This window comes from Pradoshia sp. TA40_28 (assembly GCF_059694525.1).
On sequence record NZ_JCATZO010000010.1, the window covers coordinates 99,617 to 121,730 of the forward strand.

Consider the following 22,114-nt stretch of genomic DNA (forward strand, 5'->3'; position numbering starts at 1 on the left):
GAATGATATAGATTGTTGTAGTTAGCAAAATGAAAATGCGTGATTGGTACTAAATAATGATGTCAATGGTAAGATAAAAGGGGAAGTGTCGTACTGGTGACAGTATAAGGCAACAGGTAAAGAAACATGATTAGGAGGAGTTTTTATGTTTAAAGTAATAAATGAGAATCCGAGTCAAATACAGATTCCTGTTTTGGTAACAGGAGCATTTAATCATCCGGTTACACTAGCGGCCAATTTATCGGACGCAGACAAAAGGATGAACGGTAAACTTCAAGAACTGGCTAAGATCGGTGATATTTCTGCTCGAAAGAAAAGAGTATCGATTTTACATACACTTGGTTTAATTCCACCGGAAAGATTAGTATTCATTGGACTTGGTAAACAAAAAGATTTAACCTTTGAAGAACTTAAAGAAGCTTTTGGTAAAATGTTTCAGAAAGTCGAAGGTAGTGGATGGACACAGATTGGTATTGACTTAACATCATTCCTGACCGATGACATTACGATTGAAGATGCAGCTCATGCCTTAGGTGAAGCATTTGCTTTATCTACGTATGAATTTGAAGGCTATAAGCAAAAGAGTAATGAAACTGACAAAAAGGTAGAAGAGATTACTGTTTATACGGATGCCGATCAAGAGCTTGTTGAATCCTCTCTTTTTGTTGGATATACCTATGGGAAGGGAACCAATTCAGCGCGGACATTAGTGAACCTGCCTGGCAATATGTTGACGTCAACAGACATGGCGAATTATGCCGTAGGACTAGCTGATAAGTATCAGTTTGAATATGAGATACTTGAAAGGGAGGATATGCTGGAACTTGGAATGGGAGCTTTGCTTGCCGTCAATCAAGGGTCTGAAGAACCACCTAAAATGATTGTCCTAAAATATCAAGGGAAATCTGACTGGACCGATGTGATTGGATTGGTCGGCAAAGGGATTACATTTGATACAGGCGGGTATTCCCTGAAAACAAAAGCAGGTATAGTTGGAATGAAAACAGATATGGGGGGAGCAGCCGCTGTCCTTGGAGCTATGGAGATTATTGGGGAGTTAAGACCTGAACAAAATGTTGTGGCAGTAATTCCATCAACAGACAATATGATTTCTGGAAATGCCTTTAAGCCAGATGATGTCATTGTCTCTATGGCTGGCAAAACAATTGAGGTTCTGAATACAGATGCAGAGGGACGCTTGGTATTAGCGGATGCAATCACTTATGCGAAACAGCATGGAGCAGATTATTTAGTTGATGTGGCTACATTAACGGGTGGGGTTATAACTGCTTTAGGTGTTGATATGACAGGAGCAATGACGAATAATGAAAGCTGGTTTGAAGAAGTATTAAAAGCTTCAGATGAAGCCGGAGAACCGATGTGGAGATTGCCGATTACTGAAAAGCATAAAGCACGTGTCCGCAATAGTAAAATAGCTGATTTAAATAATTCTCCAGGAGGAGAGGGTCATGCCATTATGGGTGGAGCCTTTGTTGGTGAATTTGCTGAAGATACTCCTTGGGTGCATTTAGATATTGCCGGCACATCCACGAGGCGCTCAGACTATGAACTTGGCCCATCGGGTGCTACCGGTGTGATGGCAAGGACATTAGCCGTGCTTGTTGAACGTTTTGGCTTGGATGGAGAAGAATGATCCAACTCCTAAAGAATCATTAAAGGTAATTACAAAGAAATGCCATCCTTTAAGGGACATCCGCCCTTACCTGTTGTTAGGTTTATGCATACATAATAGTGTAGGCATTAAAACACACAGGAGGTATTTTACAGATGGATTATAGACAGAGACCATGGGGTAGACCATGGGGTAGACCGTGGGGCGGACCGTGGGGAAGACCATGGGGTAGGCCAGGTTTTGGTTTTGGATTTGGAGGTCCGATCGGGGGATTTGGTTTAGGATTAGCCGGCGGATTAATAGGTGGAGCATTGCTTAGCAGACCATGGGGATATGGATATGGTTATCCTCCGTATGGATATGGTTCCCCATGGGGATATGGTGGCGGATTCTATTAATAAAAAATGTAATGAAACCAGCAGATTTCAAACTGCTGGTTTTTAGCTCCATCTGATAACAACTCCCACTTCACAGCAGGGTGGAGAGGTTTGTTTGTCAGTGAAAACGAGCCGTATCCCCTCTGGATCATAATAAATGGAAGGAGCTATTAGGATACCGGTTGAAAGTAATAATTGATTTACTTGGCTAATGTTATTAAGCTCTGAGGCAGTCATTATTTTGTAAGCCAGTTCCTGAGATGTGGAAATTCGATTGGTGATTTTTAATGCTTCAGCAAGATAAGAAGCGGTTTTATTGGCCGAATTTCTAAATTTGCTTGTATCTACAGCAGGAACTTTCCGGCTATATGGAGAATAATAATTCGTGTTAGGCACAGAAGGTACAGGTGGATTGATCCACATAGGTATTTGATAATGAGGTCCAAGACTTTGATTCCAGCTGTAAAATTGTTGATTTCCGTACATATAGGCACCTCCTCTTTTTAATTACATGTATACCTATATATAAGAGAAGGTAGGATTGTATTAGACCAAAAAAATAAGCAACGGTTAAGTTGCTTATTTCTCGGTAAAGGGATCGTTAATAGTGGTTTCGATGTTCGACTAAATCGATTACTCCAAGTGCTATATGGGCAAGTCCAAACCCAAATAGTGTATTGGCAAACATTTTATTGCTGTTATGCGATTGTTTCATGGCATAACCTGCAGCAGCGACAGCAGTACCTAATACTGTTGGAACCATTCCTTCTCGAATATCCATTTGATCAATCCTCCCATTAGATGTGCCTCTGTAAAGTCATACGGAATCCAGTTCAATTATAATGTCACTTAAAAGGAGTCACGCCTAAAACCAAATTTCTAGGGCATTGGTTTAAGAAGACTTTACATCTTTATGTTTCCGCTCTTTGACAAATTGATAACTAATAAGCGATGGGAAGGATGGCAATTAAATGGATTTAAGCCAAACATTAATGGGGACATTAGGAATAGAAATTATGGAAGTCAGTGAAGGAAGAGTTGTGGCAACGATGCCTGTTGACCATCGTACACATCAGCCAATGGGACTTCTTCACGGCGGGGCATCAGTAGCCCTGGCTGAGACGGTAGCCAGCCTTGGAGGATATTCAATGGTTGATAAGGAAAACGAAGCGGTTGTAGGATTAGAAATTAATGCGAACCACCTTAAAAGTAAGAGAGATGGATTCGTGACAGCTACTGCATCTATCATACACAGAGGTAAAAAAACCATGGTATGGGAAATTAAAATAACGGATGAAGAAAATGATCTGATCTGTATTAGCAGATGTACGCTTGCTGTGATCCAAACAAAGAAATGAGGATGTTCACGAGGTCATTTAAGACCTTGTGATCATCCTCATTTTTTTGTCGTTAACTATTTTTTTGCTTTTTTCTTGTCTCTTTTAAGTCATCACGAACACTATGTTCCCATAATTTAATGCCTGTATTATAGGCAGCACGACTGATTAAATGTCCTGCAACAGGGGCTGTCATAAAAATAAAAAATATCGCCAATATTAAACGGGAGTTGAAATTATCTTTTGTAATCCAAAAGTATAAAAATGTACCAAGCAACACTAGGGTTACACCTAAAGTGGATGTTTTTGAAGCAGCATGGCTTCGTGTATATACATCAGGTAAACGGAGTATTCCGAGTGCAGATATAACGGTTAATATAGAACCAAATAAAACTATACCTACAAAAATATAGGAACTAATTTCGTTCATTTTCTATGATTTCCCCTTTCTCTAAGAATTTTGAAAAGGCAACCGTACCAGTGAACGAAAGAATACCGATTAGAAGGATTACCTCTAAAAACATAGATGTGTCGAGTAAAAGAGACAAAATGGCAATCATGCAAATTAAGTTCATACCTATAGCATCCATAGCCACCACACGGTCAGGGATACTTGGTCCCTTGATTACTCTGTAGATTAGAATGAGCATGGAAATAGCTACAAACAGTAGGGATAGTTGAAGGAAAAAATTAATCATTACTCACTCACCTCCAGAATAAGCCGTTCAAAGGAATTTTTTATGCTATTTTGCATTTCAGTAATCTCCGATAAATTTAAAGCATGGATAAATAATGTCTTATTATCAGAAGAAATATCCAACACTAATGTACCGGGAGTCAAGGTTATCAGACAGGAAAGAAGAGTAATCTGCCAATCCGATTTAAGCTCTGTTTCATAAGTGAAGATGCCTGGTTTCAATTCAAGCTTTGGTCTGATAATGGTTTTAAAAACATCAAAATTTGCAATCAGTAATTCACGAATAAAGATCCCTAAAAGATGAAGCACAGCAACTACTTTATGCATATAAAAACGAGTTGAAAAAAAGCGTCTGAATAAAAAAAGGATAATCGCCCCAATTAAATAACCAATAATAAATGAAGCGGCTGTATCTGATGTTGTCAGGAACATCCAGGTCAAGGCCAAAATTACATTTAATAATATTTGATAAGACATATCTTCATCACTCCTTCAGTACGGCCTGAATGTAATCTGATGGATTCATTAATACATCAACTGCATCAGAAACATACGTATAGACAAATTCTGAACCTAATCCGTACAAGATTGAGACTACGAGTAAAATACCAATCGGCAACAGTAAAAAGCGATTGTCTTTTTTGGATGTTTCCTCGTCGTAAGTCTTTTTCTCTCCCCAAAATGCAAATATGAAAATTCGCATTACGGAATATAAAACAATTAAACTTGAGAATAGAACTACTAATCCTCCTACATAGTGTCTTTCATCAAAAGCACCTTGTATGATTAGCAATTTTCCAGCAAACCCACTGAATGGCGGAACTCCGGCTAATGATATAGCAGCGATGAAGAACATCCAGGCTAAAAGTGGAGATTCATGAATTAATCCACCCATGCGCTTAATATTACTCGTCCCTGTTTTGGCCATCATGACTCCAATTAGAAGGAACAGAGCTGCTTTAATCATCATGTCATGAAGTGTATACATGATTGAACCGGATATGGAAGCCGTATTCATAATTGAAATACCAAAGATAATGACACCAATGGCAATGACAATATTGTATATAATGATTTTTTTACCATCCATATAGGCCAATACACCAATACAGCCGAAAATGATGGTCAATATTCCAAGGTATTCGAGCAATGTATGCGTATAATCGGTTTGGTGATAAAACAGTATGGTAAAGGTTCTAAGAATGGAATAAACCCCTACCTTGGTCAAAAGGGAGCCGAATAGGGCCAGGATAGGAATTGGCGGTGCAAAGTACGAACCAGGCATCCAAAAATATAAAGGAAAGATGGCTGCTTTTAAACCAAAAACTATCAGGAACAGAACAGCTATAACTGTAATAATTCCCGGTTGATCTACCTCTGCAATTCTTTCTGAGATATCCGCCATATTCAGCGTACCAACAACAGAGTAAAGAAAGGCAACTGCGGCAACAAAAAGGCCAGATGCAATCACATTTACTAGCAAGTATTTGATGGATTCGCGCAGCTGTACTTTTGTTCCACCAGTGACCAGCAATACATAGGAAGACATCAGCATGACTTCAAAAAATACGAATAAGTTAAAGATATCGCCTGTCAAAAATGCTCCATTTACTCCAACAATTAAAAATTGAATAAGGGCGTAATAAAAATACTTTTCACGCGCTGCATCAATATTTTTAAAAGAATAAATAATCGTCACTAATGTAATGAGTGATGTGGTTAAAACAAGCAAGGCTGCCAGCATATCTGCCACAAGGCTGATACCGAATGGTGCATCCCAGCTGCCGGCTTGCAAGGTTAATATGCCATTTGTTTTCACTTCGATTAAAAGTGAAATGGCAACGACTATGAGCAATATCGATGAGAATAAAGCGACTATTCGTTGAGCATTTAGTTTATTTACAAGGAATAACAGTAATATTCCAGTCAATAATGGTAGCAAAATTGGTAATATAACAAGGTTATTCATATGACTTATTTCCTCTCAGTTGATCCATGTTATCCGTTCCAAGTTCCTGATAGGAACGATAGGCCAATACCAGGAAGAAAGATGTGACACCGAAGCTAATAACAATCGCTGTCAGGATTAATGCCTGTGGCAGAGGATCCACATAAGATTTTGCCTGCTCACTTAAAATAGGCACGGTACCTTGTTTTAATCCTCCCATGGTAAGAACCAATAAATTCACCGCATGGCTCAATATACTTGTTCCAATAATGATCCGAAGCAAGCTTTTAGATAAAAGTAAATAGGTAGCTATGGTAAACAATATTCCTATTGCAACACACATTAAAATTTCCATCATTCACTCTCCCCAATTGTTTGAATAATGGTCATCGTAACTCCGATTACAACCAGGTAGACACCGGTATCAAAGATAACCGCTGTATGGAGTGATGTATGACCGAAGAGCGGTAAATCAAAATATTGATAGGCATGTGTCAGGAAAGGAGCATCAAAGAGTAAAGCGCCGGCTCCTGTTCCTACAGATAATAACAGCCCTACCGCTATCAGTGATAAATAATTGATTGGCAGAAAACTTTTAACGGTTTTTAAATCAAAAGCCAGCAATAAAAGAATGATGGCTGATGAAGTCATTAGACCACCGATAAATCCTCCGCCGGGAGTGTAATGTCCGGCGAAGAAAATGTGTATAGAGAATAAAATAATAATAAATGTTGCGATTTTAGTAACCGTCTGTAAAATCAAATCATTTGTTTTCATTCTTCCCCTCCTCTTTTCGTGAGACGGAGTTTAATCATGGTATAAATTCCAATGGCCGCAATGGATAAGACTGTGATTTCAAACATTGTATCCAAACCACGGAAATCAACGAGAATCACGTTAACCATATTTTCTCCACCAGCTTCTTTGTACGTAACCTCTTTATAAAATTCAGAGATAGACTCAAATAGCTTCGTACTGTGAGAAGCAAGTGCGATAAGTGTCATCGTAAATCCTACACCAAGAGAAATGACTAGGTTCGTCAATTTAAAGCGCATGCGCTTTTCCTTTGGTTTATACTTCGGCAAGTGAAAGAAACAAAGCAAGAACAGGGATGTAGATACTGTTTCAATGACAAATTGTGTTAATGCTAAGTCAGGTGCTCTGAATAGAACGAATAAAAGAGATACTGTATAACCAACCGCTCCCATTAAAATAATCGAAGTTAGTCTCGATTTTGCAAACAGGATCATGGATGAAGCCAGGATTAAGATAAAGACCAAAATAACCTCATAAACCCCAATTGGAGTCATGCTGGTTGTTTCGATAGTAAAGCTATCGGTTTTCCATACTGTATAAAGTAAACTGATGATCATAAATCCAAATACATAAACTAAATAATCGTGGATACTTCCATTCATATATCCGCGCGTGATGATACGGGAACCTGTATCCAGTGACCTTAATCCCTTGTTATACGCATTGTTTAATGTGTATTTATCAGAGAAATACGTATAAATCTTGCTCCATTTTGGATAGAACTTATAAAGGATGATTCCTAAAAGTACAACTCCAATTGTCATCAGCAATGCACCATTTACGCCATGCCACATTGCAATGTGCAGATGCTCTGGATTGCCGTTCTCATACAGGCTCGGCAGGATAGCCGAAGTGGCTGGTTCAATAATGGTTGCAGATAGGATGTTAGGAAACAGTCCAAATATAATAACTAATACTGCAAGTATAATGGGTGAAATCAATAAGCCAATCGGTGCTTCATGTGGCTTTTTATCTAATTTTTCAGCTTGAAGTTTACCGCCAAATGTTCTAAACAAGAGAATCATACAGTAAACAAATGTGAATACACTAGCGAGCCAGCCAATAACAGGGAAGAGAATTCCCCATGTTTGCAGGTTAAGGAAATCAGCCTGAGCTATGTCTAACAAGCTACCAAAGAACATTTCTTTACTTAAGAAACCGTTGAATGGTGGTAAGCCCGCCATTGAGAATGCCCCAATCACTGCAATTGTAAATGTGATTGGCATTATAGTCATTAACCCGCCGAGTTTACGAATGTCTCTTGTTCCTGTTTCATGATCAATAATACCAACGACCATGAACAACGAACCTTTAAAGGTTGCATGGTTAATTAAATGGAAAACTGCTGCAGAAACAGCAGCGATATATACATTCGAATCAGCAGATCCAAAATGTATGGATGCTGCGCCAATGCCAAGCAGGGACATAATTAATCCGAGCTGGCTAACTGTTGAATAAGCAAGAATTCCTTTCAAATCATACTGACGTACCGCATTAAAGGAACCCCAAATGAGTGTAATGATACCAACAAGACCTACAATCCACATCCACTCACCTGATAGTGCGTAAATTGGACTCATCCGTGCTACTAAATAGATCCCTGCTTTAACCATTGTTGCTGAATGGAGATAAGCACTGACAGGTGTTGGTGCTTCCATTGCATCAGGTAACCAAATATGGAATGGGAATTGGGCAGATTTTGTAAATGCGCCTAACAATACGAGTATCATGGAAAAATAAAATAGTGGGTGGTTAACCAAATCTGGAGCCATTAAAATTAATTCTCTGATACTGAAGGTATTTCCCATGACGGATAGGGTAATGAAACCTCCGAGCATGGATAAGCCACCTAAAAAGGTGATTAATAAGGATTTTTGTGCTCCATAGCGAGATCCTTTCCTATCATGCCAATATCCAATTAGCAGGAAGGAGGAAAGGCTTGTAAATTCCCAGAACGTATAAAGGACGATTAAGTTGTCAGATAAAACAACCCCAAGCATTGCCCCCATAAATAATAGTAAATAAACATAAAAATTGCTTAGTTTTTCTTTCGTTTTATCCATATAAAAAATGGAGTACAGAATAACTAGCGTACCAATACCCGTAATCAGCATAGCGAAAAGCAGGCCTAATCCATCCACATAAACATCAAAAGATATATTTAGTGAAGGAATCCATGCAAAACTTGCTGTTATGGATTGATGATCTGCGATTTCAGGCAGGAACGTAAACAAATAGCTAAATAATACAATAGGTATAATAAGTACGAACCATCCGGTATGTATTTTACGAGCATATTTGCCCAGGAACGGCACACAGATCGCAGCTAAAAAAGGCAATAATATACTCAAGTGAAGCATCGACATAAGGACCTCCCTAATTTGTTTATAAAATATTGAAAATTTACAACAAAATGTACGTATATGTACATTTAGCATAGCAAATTATACAGGAAATTTATATTAGACTGTACTTGTAAAGACTGGTATTCATAATCTTAAGCGCGATATTATATGAAGGAAAAAATAAAAAAAATTAAATTTCCCCATGAAAAAATAATGTATATCTAAAAATAAAAGAAAAGAAATAACCATAATGAGGACTATATATATTACAGACTATTTTCCTTTCCTATCTATTATGGCATTTTAGTCTTTCGTTTACTGTCCATAACGATAACCTTTTAAAAAGCAAGATTGTATAAAGGAATGCGAGCTTCTTTTCAGATACTACTATTAAATTATCCTTATTATTGATCTTTATCTGCTTTTTTATGTTATTTACTGGATTAAAGTCTATTGTAGATACTTTCACATGGCTAACCCTGCTTAAAGCCGCTTTAGGTAGGGTGAATTTAATCTTCTTATATGTAAGATACACCTATAAAAGGGGATGTTTTCTAATACCCGTTTTTGAAGCAATCGAAGCCATACGGTATTAACTGATTTGATCATGATCGAGCAGTAAGCCTCCATATGATGTTTGACCGTAATTCAGGCAATAGTTATCTGTACATATCTACGAAGTGTCTCTTTATTGAAAAAAATGAAGCAATCGATCTCAATTAACTAACCAATAAGATCTAAATACAAGCATTGACTAGAAAGTGGCCCCAGGCTGTCGAAAACTTGGTAGGCCCGGTTAAATGTTGACGGTTTATATGTTTTTCCCCCAATCAACGAGACAAGCTCTTGAGTAGAATGGTTTATAACTCCTGCTTATGTTTTACCGTTTTATAGGGAAGGGAGCTAATAAGGGATGTTTGGCTTTTCCTGTATTTCGAGATTGAGATAGATGTAGAGCGTGATTCCATAGGTTACTAATAAGAGAGTAAGGAGATGATAGACCTTGAATAAGGACAATCCCTATTTATTTATAGATTTTGAATTTACAATGCCAGAGAGAAGAGACGATCCAAAAGGATTCTTTCCAGAAATTATTGAATATGGAATCATTGAGGTAAAGCGGGGAAAGGTCGTGAACCAATATAATTCCTATGTGATGCCGAGGGCATTTCCAATTTTGACAAACAGATGCAAGAACTTCTTAAAAATTACTGAAGACAATCTTAAGACAGGTGTGGAATTCAAAGATTTTTTAGCCTTATTAGAAACTTTAAATCTCCCGGATTATCCGACCATTGCAACATGGGGAAACATGGACATGAAGGTATTGCGACAAAATTGTCAGTACTCCGGGGATGCGTTTCCTTTAACCGGAAAACAAGTTGATTTATCGATTGAGTATAAAAAATTTTTCGGAGACCGAAATCAGACCGGTTTACGGAAAGCCGTTCAGCAATATGGGGACAAGGGTGCTGGTGTTTGGCATCAAGCCTTGGATGATGCCAGGATGACTTACGAATTATTTAGATTAATTGAGCAGGACAGGAGATATGTGGATAACTATAAGCCAACAACAATCGGAGATGTTGTAGATTTTTCGAAGCTATTCAAAGGGTTAGCGTAAAAAACCAAATCAATTGCAGATGATTTGGTTTTTTACGTAAATCATGATGGGAAATACTCATGTTCTAAATTGGATAAACAGGCTAAGCACATTTCTGCCCATTTAGATTCATCATTTTGTAAATCCTTTTTTAAACTTTCAAGAGATAACCGAAGGGAACTTGTATAGTCAGGAATTTCTCCTGTAAAAGGTTTTACCATATTAGCAGGGATATTTGTTTGTTCTTTAAAAGCTAAAGCCTTTCGTTCATGGAAAAAATCAACCTCTGTTTGTTTTGGGTTATGTAGGTCTCCTTGCATAGGATGTTTCAATACCGCTAATGTCTTAACCACAATATAGCCGTTTGGACGGATATTTGTGATTTCTCCTACATACTTTCCTGTTTTGTAATGGGCAGTTACATTGTCGCCGATGTGATGTTCAATCATTTTTATACCTCCATACAGTCCTGTTTATATCCATCATACTGGTGTCTGTTAGACAATCCCAGAAAAAGACTTCCGGAAAGATGCTTTTTTTTTGAGAATCGTGTAAAGTGAAAAATTGGAGGTAGTTTAAATGAAATGGAAAACCATGATACTATTATTAATAATCCTCCTTGGTGCAGTGATTTGGAATTTCTTTATCAAAGATAAGACTCTTCAAACTGTTGAGCAAACAAGTCTTAAGCTGGACCAAACTATTATAGAGAAAGCAGGCGATGAAAAAATGACAGTATTACCTCAATTTACAGAAGTACAAGGTAATGAAAGATTAGTGGAGATGGTAACAAATAAAGGTTCCATCCAAATTAAATTATTCCCGGATCAAGCTCCTAAAGCAGTAGAAAACTTTTTGACTCATGCTGAAAATGGATACTATGAAGGAATCATTTTTCACCGTGTCATTAATGATTTCATGATTCAAGGCGGAGACCCAACTGGAACAGGAATGGGCGGAGAAAGCATTTGGGGACAATCATTTGAAGATGAATTCACTATGGATTTATTTAATTTCCGTGGAGCATTATCTATGGCAAATGCCGGCCCTGGTACAAATGGAAGCCAATTCTTTATTGTTCAAAAGGGTGCTGTTGAAGCAAACCTTAAAGGCCAAATGGAGCAAGCAGGATATCCACAAGAAGCTGTAGAAAAATACATGGAAATAGGCGGAACTCCATGGCTAGACCATAGACATACTGTTTTTGGACAGGTTACTGAAGGTATGGATGTTGTCGATGACATTGCAACGACTAAAGTAGGTCCTAATGACAAACCAGTATATGATGTTGTCATTGAAAAAATCAACATTTTAAAATAAGCTGAAGTAATAAATATAGCTGCCCACGATCAATGGGGCAGCTTTTTTTGATGGAAAACGCCTTATTGAAGCAATTCAAATATCACTCTTTACGATTTGTATCGTGTTATAATATGGGTAATCTTCAAATGTCTTCAAATTAGGAAGGGTGTTTCTACTATGTCACAACCATTAGCGTTTATCATAGGGCTATTCTTATATTTTCCAGAAGATAAACGAGAATACATTCCAGCGGGATTAACGATGGCTATATTTACTTTGTTTGCGGTGTTAACCATGCGTTTTATTATTATTTACAATCGTAAGCAAGTACAGAGAGCAAAAGAATTAGAGGAAAAATTAAAAGAGCAAAATATCGAGTGATGGCTGCACCAGTAAATGTGTGCAGTTTTTTTATGCTGATTTCGAGTCCAATAACATAATAACTGAAATCACTATGATCTATTTAAAAAGCATCTGCCAAAAGGGCAGATGCTTGTTCTATTAAGATTGGAGATCACTGAAGGCGTCATACAATCGACGCAAGCCCTCATGAAGGGTTTCCTTCGAGCATCCAATATTCATTCGGACGAAGCCTTGGCCATCCTGACCATACTTCGTACCAGGTTCAAGTGCCAGTTTTCCTTTATGGATGAGTCTCTCGGTTATTTCAACATCTGATATTCCCATGGCCCGTAAATCAATCCATACTAGGAAAGAGGCTTGAGGGATGATGATGTTTATTTTTGGTAAATGTTTAGAAATGTAATCAGTCAGGATTTCCATATTCTCTTCGATTTTCAATACAGTTTCTTTCAGCCACTCAGCACCATGTTTATAAGCTGCTTCCATCGCCGTATACGCAAGTACATTAATACCATGAACGCCTTGTTTGAGAAACTCCTGTTCCATTTTCTGAAGGTATTCTTTGTTTTCACTAATAACCAATGAACCTTGCAGCCCAGCGATATTAAAGGTTTTACTTGGTGCCATAAGCGTAATTACATCTTTACTAATGGTACCAGCTGGTGTGTGTGCGTGGCTGTAGAGAACCAAATCAGCGTGGATTTCATCAGAAATTACAGGTACTTGATACTGTTGGCACAGGCTGATCATTTTCTTTACATCTTCCTTTGACCAAACGGTCCCGCCAGGATTATGTGGGCTGCATAAAAGGAATAACTTCACTCCATCACGAAGCTTATTTTCAAAGTCTTCATAATCAATCTCAAAGCGGTCATTTTTTATTTCCATTCTATTTTTGACAAGAATTCGGTCATTCCTATTGACTACATCATAGAATGGCCCATACACAGGTGTTTGAATCATGATTTGATCCCCTACTGCTGTAAATGCACGAACAGCTGCTGATAAAGATGGAACAACACCCGGGCTGAAAGAAATATTTTCTTTTTTAATCATCCAGTGATGCTTTTCTTCGATCCAATTTATAATAGTCTGGAATACTGAATCAGCCGCATATGTATATCCGAAAATTGGATGCTGAATACGGTTAAGCAATGCCTCCTGTACTTGAATAGGTGAAGCCCAGTCCATATCTGCCACCCACATTGGCAAGAGGTCACTACCTGAAAATAATGAATCAACATAATCCCATTTTACTGAACCTGTTTCTTTGCGACTCAAAACAGTCTCTGTATTTGATGTACCGCTCATGTTTCCACCCCACCTTTTTTATGATTCCCTTATTTTATCATATATTTATATTCTGCTAGCTGACTTAAGCATTTAATAATTGGGTTGTTTCCTCAAAATACGTATTCCATAGGGGAAAATCATGGATTATATATTCATTGGTAGAAAATAAGTGTTATAATGTTAAAAGTTTAATTTAAATTTTCAGATATTTAAACTAACATCATATGGAGGTGAGGTTATGAACCTTACTAATAAAGAAATTGAAATCTTAAATATTCTTGAAGAAAACGCCAGAATCTCTCTGGATGATATAGTGAAAATGACAGCCATGTCTAAAGAGGAAGTGGAGCTAGCGGTAAAAAAACTGAAAGACTCTAATATTATTGTCGGATATGCTGCTCTGATCGATTGGTCTAAGGTCAAAAACCATGAAGGTGTTACGGCTATGATTGATGTAAAAGTAACTCCTAAAAGAGGTGTGGGCTTTGATGAAACAGCTAAACGAATTTATCGTTACGAAGAGGTTTCATCCGTCTATTTAATGTCGGGTGCCTATGACCTATCGGTTGTCATAGAAGGGAAATCGATGAATGAGGTTGCTCGTTTTGTATCTGACAAATTATCGACCCTGGATTCAGTTATTTCTACAACGACTCACTTTATCCTTAAAAAGTATAAACATGATGGAACGGTATTTTTACCTCAGGATGAGGATAAAAGGATTGTGATAACTCCATGATTAAAACGAGTTATTTATCTGATACGGCACGTGAAATGAAGCCGTCGGGGATACGTAAATTTTTTGATCTGGCAGCTGGAATAGAAGGAATTGTTTCATTAGGTGTTGGAGAACCAGATTTTGTTACGCCATGGCGATACAGAGAGGCTGCTATTCTCTCAATGGAGGAAGGATATACGTCCTATACAGCCAATGCAGGATTATTGGAATTACGCGAAGAAATTGCCGACTATATGAGCAGACGATTTCATGTAGAGTATTCACCAGAAAGTCAAATTATTGTAACAGTAGGTGCAAGCCAAGCGATAGATATTGCCTTAAGGGCCATTATTAACCCAGGAGAAGAAGTTATTGTCGTTGAACCTTGTTTCGTCTCATATGCTCCTTTAGTGGCAATGGCTGGTGGAAAGGTTGTATCAGTTGGGACGACGAAGGAATCCGATTTTAAACCGTTACCTGAACAATTGGAAGCAGCCATTACGCCAAAGACTAAAGCAATCATGATTTGTTCACCCAATAATCCAACGGGGACACAATTAGCTAAAAATGATTTAAAAGCATTAGCTGAAATTGCCATTAAACATGATATTCTCGTTATATCCGACGAAATTTATGCCGAGCTCGTATATGATGAAGAATATACCAGCTTTGCTGCTATTGAGGGAATGAAGAATCGGACCATTCTGATATCAGGATTTTCAAAAGGATTTGCCATGACTGGGTGGCGTCTTGGTTTTGTATGTGCAAATGAAGAGATATCACAAGCTATGCTTAAAATCCATCAGTACGCTATTATGTGCGCGCCCACAGCTGCTCAATATGCAGCTTTGGAGGCTTTGCGATTTGGAACCGGGTATGTAGAAGAAATGCGTATGAGCTATAATCATAGAAGGAATTATATTGTTAGTTCGTTCAATGAAATCGGATTGGAATGTCATACGCCAGGCGGAGCATTTTATGCTTTTCCATCCATAGAATCTACTGGCATGAGTTCTGAAGAGTTTGCCGAGAAACTTTTAATTGAGGAAAAGGTGGCCGTCGTACCAGGCAGTGTATTTGGTATTGGCGGGGAGGGGCATATTCGTTGCTCTTACGCTACATCCATCGATCAATTGCGAGAAGCTTTAACCAGAATGGAACGATTTATAAGTAAATATTCATAAGTTCCTTTAAATTTTTGAAAGAACTAAAATAAGAGCCTTTCCTCATTCGATTGATAAAATCGAATGCAGGGAAGGCTTTAATCATTTATGGGCTTAACTTAGAGAGAGGGATTTTTCGGAACTTGATTTCAAGTCAGTGAGAAATAAACCTACTTAGCTCCTTTTAGGCTCCTATCAATGCAGCTATTTAAAGAAATAGTTACAGTTTGTTAGCTCACTGTCGGTTTCTGGTTTAATAAAGACGTATTTTATTAGGAGTTGAGCCGAGTTTGGAGGAAATCGAGCCGGATTATGCAGGAATCCAGCCGATATTCATATTAATCCAGCCAATCTCAGCAAGAATCCAGCCGATTCAGCCCAAAATCCAGCGAATCCTGTTTATTTAATAATTTATTTAGTATCAGCTGGATTTCATAAGTAACCATCTTTTTGATTAGCTAACAATGGCACCGCATTAATTTCTTTTGCTTGTTTTAGGCAACAAGACAAAGACTAAGGACGCCAAACAAAAATGGCGTCCTTAGTCTTTTATCTTTTATTTAATAAAATCGGGTAAGCATTTTAGTCAAACTAGCTTCAGGGCCTAGGACCTCAGGACATAAGCATGCCCTCTGTAGGAGGGAAGAACGCCTCCTTCCGAGTCCCTGTCTTATGCTCCTCGCGGGCCTACAGGATGTAGGTCATGAAGACGTTGCCACAGGACGTGGCGAATTTAGTTTTCGTTCATCAAAAGAGCCGTTTCAGCTTTTTAGTCAATCCAGCTTCAACGGCTAGAAGCTCAGGACATAAGCATGCCCTCTGCAGGAGGGAAGAACGTCTCCTTCCGAGTCCCTGTCTTATGCTCCTCGCTTCTGAACGAGCCGTTTCAGCTTTTTAGTCAATCCAGCTTCAGGGCCTAGGAGCTCAGGACATAAGTAAAGCCACTGCGGGGAAGACCATTCCCTTCGTGGCTTTATCTTATGCTCCTCGCTCCTGAGCAAGGCCCTTCAGCTTTTTAATTAATCCAGCTTCGGCTCCTAGCTCCTCGAGTCATAAGTGTAGCCACTACGGGAGGGAAGAACACCTCCCTGCGTGCCTCCCTCTTATGCTTGTCGGAGCTGCCCAGTCGCTTCAGCTTTTTAGTGTTTCTAGTGTTTTTAGGAGTTGGGCTTCTGGGATGTCTTTGGTTTTCTTTAGGATGAGTTTTGCGCGTTTTTGGCCCATTTTATTGATTAGGTCTTGGAGTTCAGGGTCTAGTTGGTTTGGTCCTGTTGGGTTGGATTGCTCCATTAGATCTGAGGCAGGGCAATCCAATGCCGTCGATATAGTTAAGAGAACTTGGAGATTTGGGGTCAATTCATTTGACTCATATTGCTCAAGCTTGTGAGTGCCAATTCTGGAGCGTAATGCAAGCTCTTCCACACTCATTCCTTTGTCCATTCTGTACTTACGGATATTTTCGCCAACTGTAGACATTGTAAACCCCTCCTAAATAATGATCTTACTTATATTCTACCATCTTACTTTATAATTCCAATAGAATTTAAGAAGACCAATAGGATTGCTAAAGGACATAAGTAACGGATGATCATATACCAACCGTTAAACATCCAGCTTTTTAGTTTCGAGCCACGTTGTAATTCTTGTCTGACCATATTTTTATCCATAATGTGTCCTACGAATATAGAGATAAACAAGGAACCGAGCGGCAGGGCAAGATTAGAAACGAGATAATCTGCCAAATCAAAGAATGTTTTACCTGCAATATGAACATCCTTTAGAACGCCATAGGATAATGCACTTGGAATCCCGACAAGGAAAGTAATGAATCCAGCTAGCCATGCGGATGATTTTCGTTTCTCGGGATTCTCTTTTGAGATAACCGCTACAATAATTTCCAAAATGGAAAAGGCGGAAGTGAGTGTGGCGAATAATAATAAAACCATAAAGATGGTCATGAAGAATCCACCGAATGCTAACTCATTAAAGACAGCCGGAAGAATGACAAAAACTAGTCCTGGACCTGATGCAGGATCGTATCCTAATGCAAATACAGCAGGGAAAATGACAAGTCCCGCTAATAAGGAAATTAAAATATTTAACCCTACAACTGAAAAACCGGATTTCATCAAATTCTCGTTTTTCGGTAAATAGGAAGCATACGTGACCATGACTGATGTACCTACACTTAAAGCAAAGAAGGCTTGTCCAAGTGCCAGTAATACAGACTCACCAGTAATTTTACTGAAGTCCGGTTGTAAGAAAAATTTAACACCTTCCATAGCTCCATCTAAGGTTAACGATCGAATGGCCAATATGATAAATATAATAAATAATGCCGGCATCATGTACTTGCTTGCCCGTTCAATCCCTTTTTTGATTCCTCCCTGGACAACCCCTATAGTCAATAGCAAGAATAGAAGCTGTGAAATAATAGATTCAACTGGATTTGCAATAATGTTGTTAAATAATGATTCGTAATTACTGCCGGCGATCCCGGTAATCTCACCGAGTATACTTCTGCCTAAATAGGATAAAATCCATCCGCCAACTACACTATAAAAAGAGAGTAACAGGACGGAAGCAATTACACCACCCCAACCGAGGATGAACCATTTCGAGCGCGGCGCTATACTCTTATACGCATTGACTGCATCTTTTTGTGCGTTTCGTCCAATGACGAATTCGGCGATTAAAATAGGTGCACCTATAAAAAGAGTGAATGCAATAAATAATAGAAAGAAGGCTGCACCACCATTTGTTCCCGTCATGTAGGGGAATTTCCAAATGGCCCCCAGTCCAATAGCTGATCCCGCAGCAGCTAAAATAAATCCAAGTTTCGATGACCATTGTTCATGTTTTTCCATGTAGCACCTCGTAGTTAGTAATCTTATTAATCGTATTATAGTAGCATTATACAGAATGAATTGCCAGAATATTTAATCTCGACTAACAAGTAAAATATTCCATGCGTGAATATTGTTTATTCTTAAACAAAGAGGGAACAAAAATAGTGATAGAGGTCATTTTTGATAATGGACCAACATTATGCTATAATTTTAAATTGCGTATATAGACGAAAAAGTAAATACATTTATAGGAGTGTTTTATATGACTACAAAATATGAGGTAGGTCAAATTCTTACTGGTAAAGTAACTGGCATTCAGCCTTATGGAGCATTTGTTGCTTTAGATGAAAATACACAAGGACTCGTTCATATTTCTGAAATCACGTACGGTTTTGTAAAAGATATTAATGAACAATTAAAATTAGGTGACGAAGTCCAAGTGAAAGTTCTTTCCATTAATGAAGAAGCTGGGAAGATTGCTTTATCTATTCGTGCAACAGAAGAGCCACCAGCAGTTAAACAAGAAACTCGTAAGCCTAAGAAAAAATCTGCTCAAAGTGCAGTTAAAATTCCACCTGCTGAAACTCCACAAGGATTCAATACACTTAAAGATAAATTGGAAGAGTGGATTGAGCAATCCAAACGCGAAGATCTTATTAAAAAATAATTTAATCATCTAATTTGCAGAAGCTGCCCTGATTACATTTAATCAGGGCAGTTTTTTTTGTTAAGTCGAGTTATCAATTCCATTTGTGACAAAATTATTGGATAATAAAGATAATATTTAATTTTTAATTAAATGGAGTTTTTGAGTCGAATCGAGTGATACCTTATACCAGTGTGAAACTTAGATAGGGGGCCAATTCATGACAAAGACAACTGTATCAAAAGAAGTGATTGAACAAACAGAACAGTATGGTGCAAGAAACTATCATCCACTGCCGATTGTGATATCTGAAGCTGAAGGTGTTTGGGTGAAGGATCCTGAAGGGAACCGCTATATGGACATGCTGAGTGCTTATTCTGCAGTTAACCAAGGGCATCGCCATCCGAGAATCATTCAGGCATTAAAGGATCAAGCCGATCGTGTGACCTTGACTTCTAGGGCATTTCACAATGACCAGCTCGGTCCGTGGTATGAAAAAATATGCAAGCTTGCTAAAAAGGATAAAGCTCTTCCTATGAATACAGGTGCTGAAGCTGTTGAAACAGCATTTAAAGCTGCAAGGAGATGGGCCTATGAGAATAAAGGTGTTGAGAAGGATAAGGCAGAAATTATTGCCTGCACCGGGAACTTCCATGGCAGAACCATGCTTGCTGTCTCGCTCACCTCCGATGAAGAATATAAACGAGGATTTGGTCCAATGCTGCCGGGTATTAAGCTCATTCCATTTGGCGATATTAATGCTTTAAAGGAAGCTATTACGCCTAATACAGCAGGGTTTTTGATTGAACCAATCCAAGGTGAAGCTGGCATTCATATCCCCACTGATGGTTTCCTAAAAGAAGCGTATGATCTATGCAAGGATAATAATGTGTTATTTATTGCGGACGAAATCCAGGTAGGACTTTGCAGAACGGGTAAGATGTTTGCCTGTGATTGGGAGGATGTAATTCCAGATATTTATATATTGGGTAAAGCACTTGGTGGTGGGGTGTTTCCAATTTCCTGTATCTTGGCCAATCATGACATTCTGGATGTTTTCAATCCAGGATCCCACGGTTCTACGTTTGGTGGTAATCCTTTGGCCTGCGCAGTATCTATAGAGGCTATAAATGTGTTGCTCGATGAGAATCTGGCTGAAAAATCCTATCATTGGGGAGCGTATTTGAAAGAAAATTTGGAAGCGATTCAAAATCCAATTATAAAAGAAATCAGAGGCCGTGGTTTATTTATTGGTATGGAGCTAACGGAATCAGCACGTCCATATTGCGAACGTTTAAAAGAAGAAGGATTGTTATGTAAAGAAACGCATGATAATGTCATTCGCTTTGCACCGCCGCTAATCATTACGAAAGAAGAGCTTGATTGGGCGATTGATAAAATCAAGAAGGTTTTATCGGCTTAAAAGGATAAGCCCATCCATTAAATAGGGATGGGCTTAATTTGACTCTTATCAGGATTTTGATGGATTAGGTTGTTCCTGGCTGCTTGTCTGTTCGCTTGGTTTAAATAACAATCCAAGATTGACAAGCCCTGCTATTCCCACAAGTGCATAAATCACACGTGCGAATCCGCCGGCCTGGCTTCCGCCACCAAAAACAGTTGCAACTAGATCAAATTGGAAAAATCCAATCAGTCCCCAATTTATTGCACCTATTATTGTCAAGACAAGTGCAGTACGTTGTATTCCACTCATTTGATTTCCTCCTTCAAAAAAAACATGGTTCTTTTTATAGAGTGGGTAAAAAAGAAAATATTATACATGAATTAGGTTTTAATAATGAAATTAAAGGAATTAATGATATAGTAAACGGAATAATAATGAGGGGGAAATGGTATGCAAAATTTTACATATAAGAATCCTACAAATTTAGTGTTTGGAAGAGATACAGTCAATGAATTAAAGAATCTTATACCTGCTGATACTAAGAATGTTTTACTAATATATGGTGGAGGAAGCATCAAGAGAAATGGGTTGTATGATCGTGTCATTGATCAGATGAAGCAAAGAGAGCTAACCTATCATGAATTATCCGGAGTTGAGCCTAACCCGCGTATTTCGACTGTCCGTAAAGGAATCGACTTGTGCAGAGAGAATGAAATTGATTTCCTTCTAGCTATTGGCGGCGGAAGTGTCATTGACTGCACCAAGGCGATTGCGGCTGGGGCAATGTTTGACGGAGATCCCTGGGATTTAGTGATTAAGAAAGCTAAAGTAGAAGCTGCTATGCCATTTGGTACTATTTTAACACTTGCAGCTACAGGTTCTGAGATGAATTCAGGAAGTGTGATTACAAATTGGGAAACACAGGAGAAGCATGGATGGGGTTCCCCGTATACATATCCGCAATTCTCTATACTTGATCCGGTCAATACCTTTACGGTTCCACGCGATCAGACGATTTATGGAATTGTTGATATGATGTCACATGTTTTAGAAACCTATTTTAATCATACGGATAATACACCATTACAAGACAGAATGTGTGAATCTGTATTAAAAACGGTTAAAGAAACAGCCCCGAAATTATTAAATGATTTGGAAAATTATCAATATCGGGAAACGATTCTTTATTGTGGAACTGTAGCTCTCAACGGAACACTAAGTGTGGGAATCCGCGGCGATTGGGCAACGCATAATATTGAGCATGCTGTGTCAGCTGTTTATGATATTCCTCATGCCGGGGGACTGGCGGTTATTTTCCCTAACTGGATGAAACATTGCATGCATGAAGATTTAGATAAGTTGGTCAGATTGGGTATAGAGGTATTTGATGTAGATCCCGCTGGTAAATCAAAAGAGGAAATCGCTAAAGACTGTATCCGGAATATAAGAGATTTCTGGACTGGAATAGGTGCACCATCCAGATTAGCTGATTATGATATTGACGATTCACAACTAGAGCTAATCGCAGACAAAGCGATGGCAAATGGAGAGTTTGGCCATTTTAAAAAGCTTAATAAAGAAGATGTACTTTCTATACTGAGAGCATCTTTATAGAGTGA

The 22,114-nt window shown here is 38.4% G+C and carries 25 protein-coding genes and 1 pseudogene; 12 read left to right on the forward strand and 14 right to left on the reverse strand.

Translation table 11 applies throughout. The features are described from left to right. Positions 1 to 145 precede the first annotated feature (145 nt). Both AC58NB_RS13875 and ymaG read left to right on the forward strand, forming a co-directional pair. Positions 146 to 1,654, forward strand: a complete 1,509-nt coding sequence (locus tag AC58NB_RS13875) for a leucyl aminopeptidase (protein WP_497427433.1) — start codon at positions 146 to 148, stop codon at positions 1,652 to 1,654. A 134-nt stretch (positions 1,655 to 1,788) separates the two neighbouring features. Then, positions 1,789 to 2,031 carry an inner spore coat protein YmaG gene (gene ymaG / locus AC58NB_RS13880; RefSeq protein ID WP_497427434.1) on the forward strand — a complete coding sequence of 81 codons (243 nt, stop codon included), beginning with the start codon at positions 1,789 to 1,791 and terminating at the stop codon, positions 2,029 to 2,031. 42 nt (positions 2,032 to 2,073) lie between these two features. Here the strand turns inward: ymaG and AC58NB_RS13885 are convergent, their stop codons facing one another. Beyond that, complete coding sequence (locus AC58NB_RS13885) at positions 2,074 to 2,496, reverse strand: YuzC family spore coat inner layer protein (RefSeq protein WP_497427435.1); 423 nt, start codon at positions 2,494 to 2,496, stop codon at positions 2,074 to 2,076. Positions 2,497 to 2,611: 115 nt separating this feature from the next. After that, complete coding sequence (locus AC58NB_RS13890) at positions 2,612 to 2,791, reverse strand: asparagine synthase (protein WP_497427436.1); 180 nt, start codon at positions 2,789 to 2,791, stop codon at positions 2,612 to 2,614. Between the two features lie 190 nt (positions 2,792 to 2,981). Here AC58NB_RS13890 and AC58NB_RS13895 point away from each other — a divergent pair, with 190 nt between their 5' ends. After that, a complete protein-coding gene (locus AC58NB_RS13895) occupies positions 2,982 to 3,368 on the forward strand; it encodes a hotdog fold thioesterase (RefSeq protein ID WP_497427437.1) in 387 nt (128 codons plus the stop codon). 52 nt (positions 3,369 to 3,420) lie between these two features. Here the strand turns inward: AC58NB_RS13895 and mnhG are convergent, their stop codons facing one another. From mnhG to AC58NB_RS13930, 7 genes are read right to left on the reverse strand one after another with little or no spacing between them, the layout of a single operon-like run. Then, positions 3,421 to 3,777, reverse strand: coding sequence for a monovalent cation/H(+) antiporter subunit G (mnhG, locus tag AC58NB_RS13900; protein WP_497427438.1), 357 nt, complete (start codon positions 3,775 to 3,777; stop codon positions 3,421 to 3,423). Further along, positions 3,764 to 4,045 carry a Na(+)/H(+) antiporter subunit F1 gene (locus tag AC58NB_RS13905; RefSeq protein ID WP_497427439.1) on the reverse strand — a complete coding sequence of 94 codons (282 nt, stop codon included), beginning with the start codon at positions 4,043 to 4,045 and terminating at the stop codon, positions 3,764 to 3,766. The genes mnhG and AC58NB_RS13905 overlap by 14 nt, the downstream gene beginning before the upstream one ends. Next, positions 4,045 to 4,521: a Na+/H+ antiporter subunit E gene (locus tag AC58NB_RS13910; RefSeq protein ID WP_497427440.1), complete on the reverse strand. Its 477-nt coding sequence runs from the start codon at positions 4,519 to 4,521 to the stop codon at positions 4,045 to 4,047. Before AC58NB_RS13910 ends, AC58NB_RS13905 begins: the two co-directional genes overlap by 1 nt. 7 nt (positions 4,522 to 4,528) lie before the next feature. After that, entirely contained in the window at positions 4,529 to 6,013 is a 1,485-nt protein-coding gene (locus tag AC58NB_RS13915) for a Na+/H+ antiporter subunit D (protein WP_497427441.1), read from the reverse strand. Further along, complete coding sequence (locus tag AC58NB_RS13920; RefSeq protein ID WP_497427442.1) at positions 6,006 to 6,347, reverse strand: Na(+)/H(+) antiporter subunit C; 342 nt, start codon at positions 6,345 to 6,347, stop codon at positions 6,006 to 6,008. The genes AC58NB_RS13915 and AC58NB_RS13920 overlap by 8 nt, the downstream gene beginning before the upstream one ends. Beyond that, positions 6,347 to 6,769 (reverse strand): Na(+)/H(+) antiporter subunit B, encoded by a 423-nt coding sequence (locus AC58NB_RS13925; protein ID WP_497427443.1) that lies wholly within the window; start codon positions 6,767 to 6,769, stop codon positions 6,347 to 6,349. Before AC58NB_RS13925 ends, AC58NB_RS13920 begins: the two co-directional genes overlap by 1 nt. After that, positions 6,766 to 9,174 (reverse strand): Na+/H+ antiporter subunit A, encoded by a 2,409-nt coding sequence (locus AC58NB_RS13930; RefSeq protein WP_497427444.1) that lies wholly within the window; start codon positions 9,172 to 9,174, stop codon positions 6,766 to 6,768. Before AC58NB_RS13930 ends, AC58NB_RS13925 begins: the two co-directional genes overlap by 4 nt. A gap of 359 nt (positions 9,175 to 9,533) precedes the next feature. Between AC58NB_RS13930 and AC58NB_RS13935 the strand changes: the two are divergent. Continuing rightward, a pseudogene (locus AC58NB_RS13935) lies at positions 9,534 to 9,749 on the forward strand (hypothetical protein); the annotation flags it as partial. Between the two features lie 407 nt (positions 9,750 to 10,156). Beyond that, positions 10,157 to 10,777: a 3'-5' exonuclease KapD gene (kapD, locus tag AC58NB_RS13940; RefSeq protein ID WP_497427445.1), complete on the forward strand. Its 621-nt coding sequence runs from the start codon at positions 10,157 to 10,159 to the stop codon at positions 10,775 to 10,777. A 41-nt stretch (positions 10,778 to 10,818) separates the two neighbouring features. Here kapD and kapB read toward each other — a convergent pair whose 3' ends face one another. Continuing rightward, positions 10,819 to 11,205: a kinase-associated lipoprotein KapB gene (gene kapB / locus AC58NB_RS13945; RefSeq protein ID WP_497427446.1), complete on the reverse strand. Its 387-nt coding sequence runs from the start codon at positions 11,203 to 11,205 to the stop codon at positions 10,819 to 10,821. 130 nt (positions 11,206 to 11,335) lie between these two features. Between kapB and AC58NB_RS13950 the strand changes: the two genes are divergently transcribed. Beyond that, positions 11,336 to 12,076 (forward strand): peptidylprolyl isomerase, encoded by a 741-nt coding sequence (locus AC58NB_RS13950; protein ID WP_497427447.1) that lies wholly within the window; start codon positions 11,336 to 11,338, stop codon positions 12,074 to 12,076. A 159-nt stretch (positions 12,077 to 12,235) separates the two neighbouring features. Beyond that, positions 12,236 to 12,439: a hypothetical protein gene (locus tag AC58NB_RS13955; protein WP_497427448.1), complete on the forward strand. Its 204-nt coding sequence runs from the start codon at positions 12,236 to 12,238 to the stop codon at positions 12,437 to 12,439. 120 nt (positions 12,440 to 12,559) lie between these two features. On the opposite strand, the gene AC58NB_RS13960 is transcribed toward AC58NB_RS13955, so the two are convergent. After that, positions 12,560 to 13,732, reverse strand: coding sequence for a MalY/PatB family protein (locus AC58NB_RS13960; protein WP_497427449.1), 1,173 nt, complete (start codon positions 13,730 to 13,732; stop codon positions 12,560 to 12,562). Between the two features lie 220 nt (positions 13,733 to 13,952). On the opposite strand from AC58NB_RS13960, the gene AC58NB_RS13965 reads away from it, so the two are divergent. Both AC58NB_RS13965 and AC58NB_RS13970 read left to right on the forward strand, forming a co-directional pair. Further along, positions 13,953 to 14,453, forward strand: a complete 501-nt coding sequence (locus AC58NB_RS13965) for an Lrp/AsnC family transcriptional regulator (RefSeq protein WP_497427450.1) — start codon at positions 13,953 to 13,955, stop codon at positions 14,451 to 14,453. Then, entirely contained in the window at positions 14,450 to 15,616 is a 1,167-nt protein-coding gene (locus AC58NB_RS13970; RefSeq protein WP_497427451.1) for an aminotransferase, read from the forward strand. Before AC58NB_RS13965 ends, AC58NB_RS13970 begins: the two co-directional genes overlap by 4 nt. Positions 15,617 to 16,726: 1,110 nt before the next feature. Here the strand turns inward: AC58NB_RS13970 and AC58NB_RS13975 are convergent. Both AC58NB_RS13975 and AC58NB_RS13980 read right to left on the reverse strand, forming a co-directional pair. Next, on the reverse strand, positions 16,727 to 17,071 hold the full coding sequence (locus tag AC58NB_RS13975; protein WP_497427452.1) for a helix-turn-helix domain-containing protein: 345 nt from the start codon (positions 17,069 to 17,071) through the stop codon (positions 16,727 to 16,729). Positions 17,072 to 17,115: 44 nt separating this feature from the next. Beyond that, positions 17,116 to 18,462, reverse strand: a complete 1,347-nt coding sequence (locus AC58NB_RS13980) for a sodium-dependent transporter (RefSeq protein WP_497427453.1) — start codon at positions 18,460 to 18,462, stop codon at positions 17,116 to 17,118. 244 nt (positions 18,463 to 18,706) lie between these two features. Between AC58NB_RS13980 and yugI the strand changes: the two genes are divergently transcribed. Beyond that, positions 18,707 to 19,111 (forward strand): S1 domain-containing post-transcriptional regulator GSP13, encoded by a 405-nt coding sequence (yugI, locus tag AC58NB_RS13985; RefSeq protein ID WP_497427454.1) that lies wholly within the window; start codon positions 18,707 to 18,709, stop codon positions 19,109 to 19,111. Between the two features lie 199 nt (positions 19,112 to 19,310). Next, complete coding sequence (locus tag AC58NB_RS13990) at positions 19,311 to 20,513, forward strand: ornithine--oxo-acid transaminase (RefSeq protein ID WP_497427455.1); 1,203 nt, start codon at positions 19,311 to 19,313, stop codon at positions 20,511 to 20,513. A gap of 48 nt (positions 20,514 to 20,561) precedes the next feature. Here AC58NB_RS13990 and AC58NB_RS13995 read toward each other — a convergent pair whose 3' ends face one another. After that, positions 20,562 to 20,804, reverse strand: coding sequence for a DUF378 domain-containing protein (locus AC58NB_RS13995; protein ID WP_066106678.1), 243 nt, complete (start codon positions 20,802 to 20,804; stop codon positions 20,562 to 20,564). 141 nt (positions 20,805 to 20,945) lie between these two features. Here AC58NB_RS13995 and AC58NB_RS14000 point away from each other — a divergent pair, with 141 nt between their 5' ends. Next, a complete protein-coding gene (locus AC58NB_RS14000; RefSeq protein WP_497427456.1) occupies positions 20,946 to 22,109 on the forward strand; it encodes an iron-containing alcohol dehydrogenase in 1,164 nt (387 codons plus the stop codon). The last annotated feature ends 5 nt before the right edge of the window (positions 22,110 to 22,114 follow it).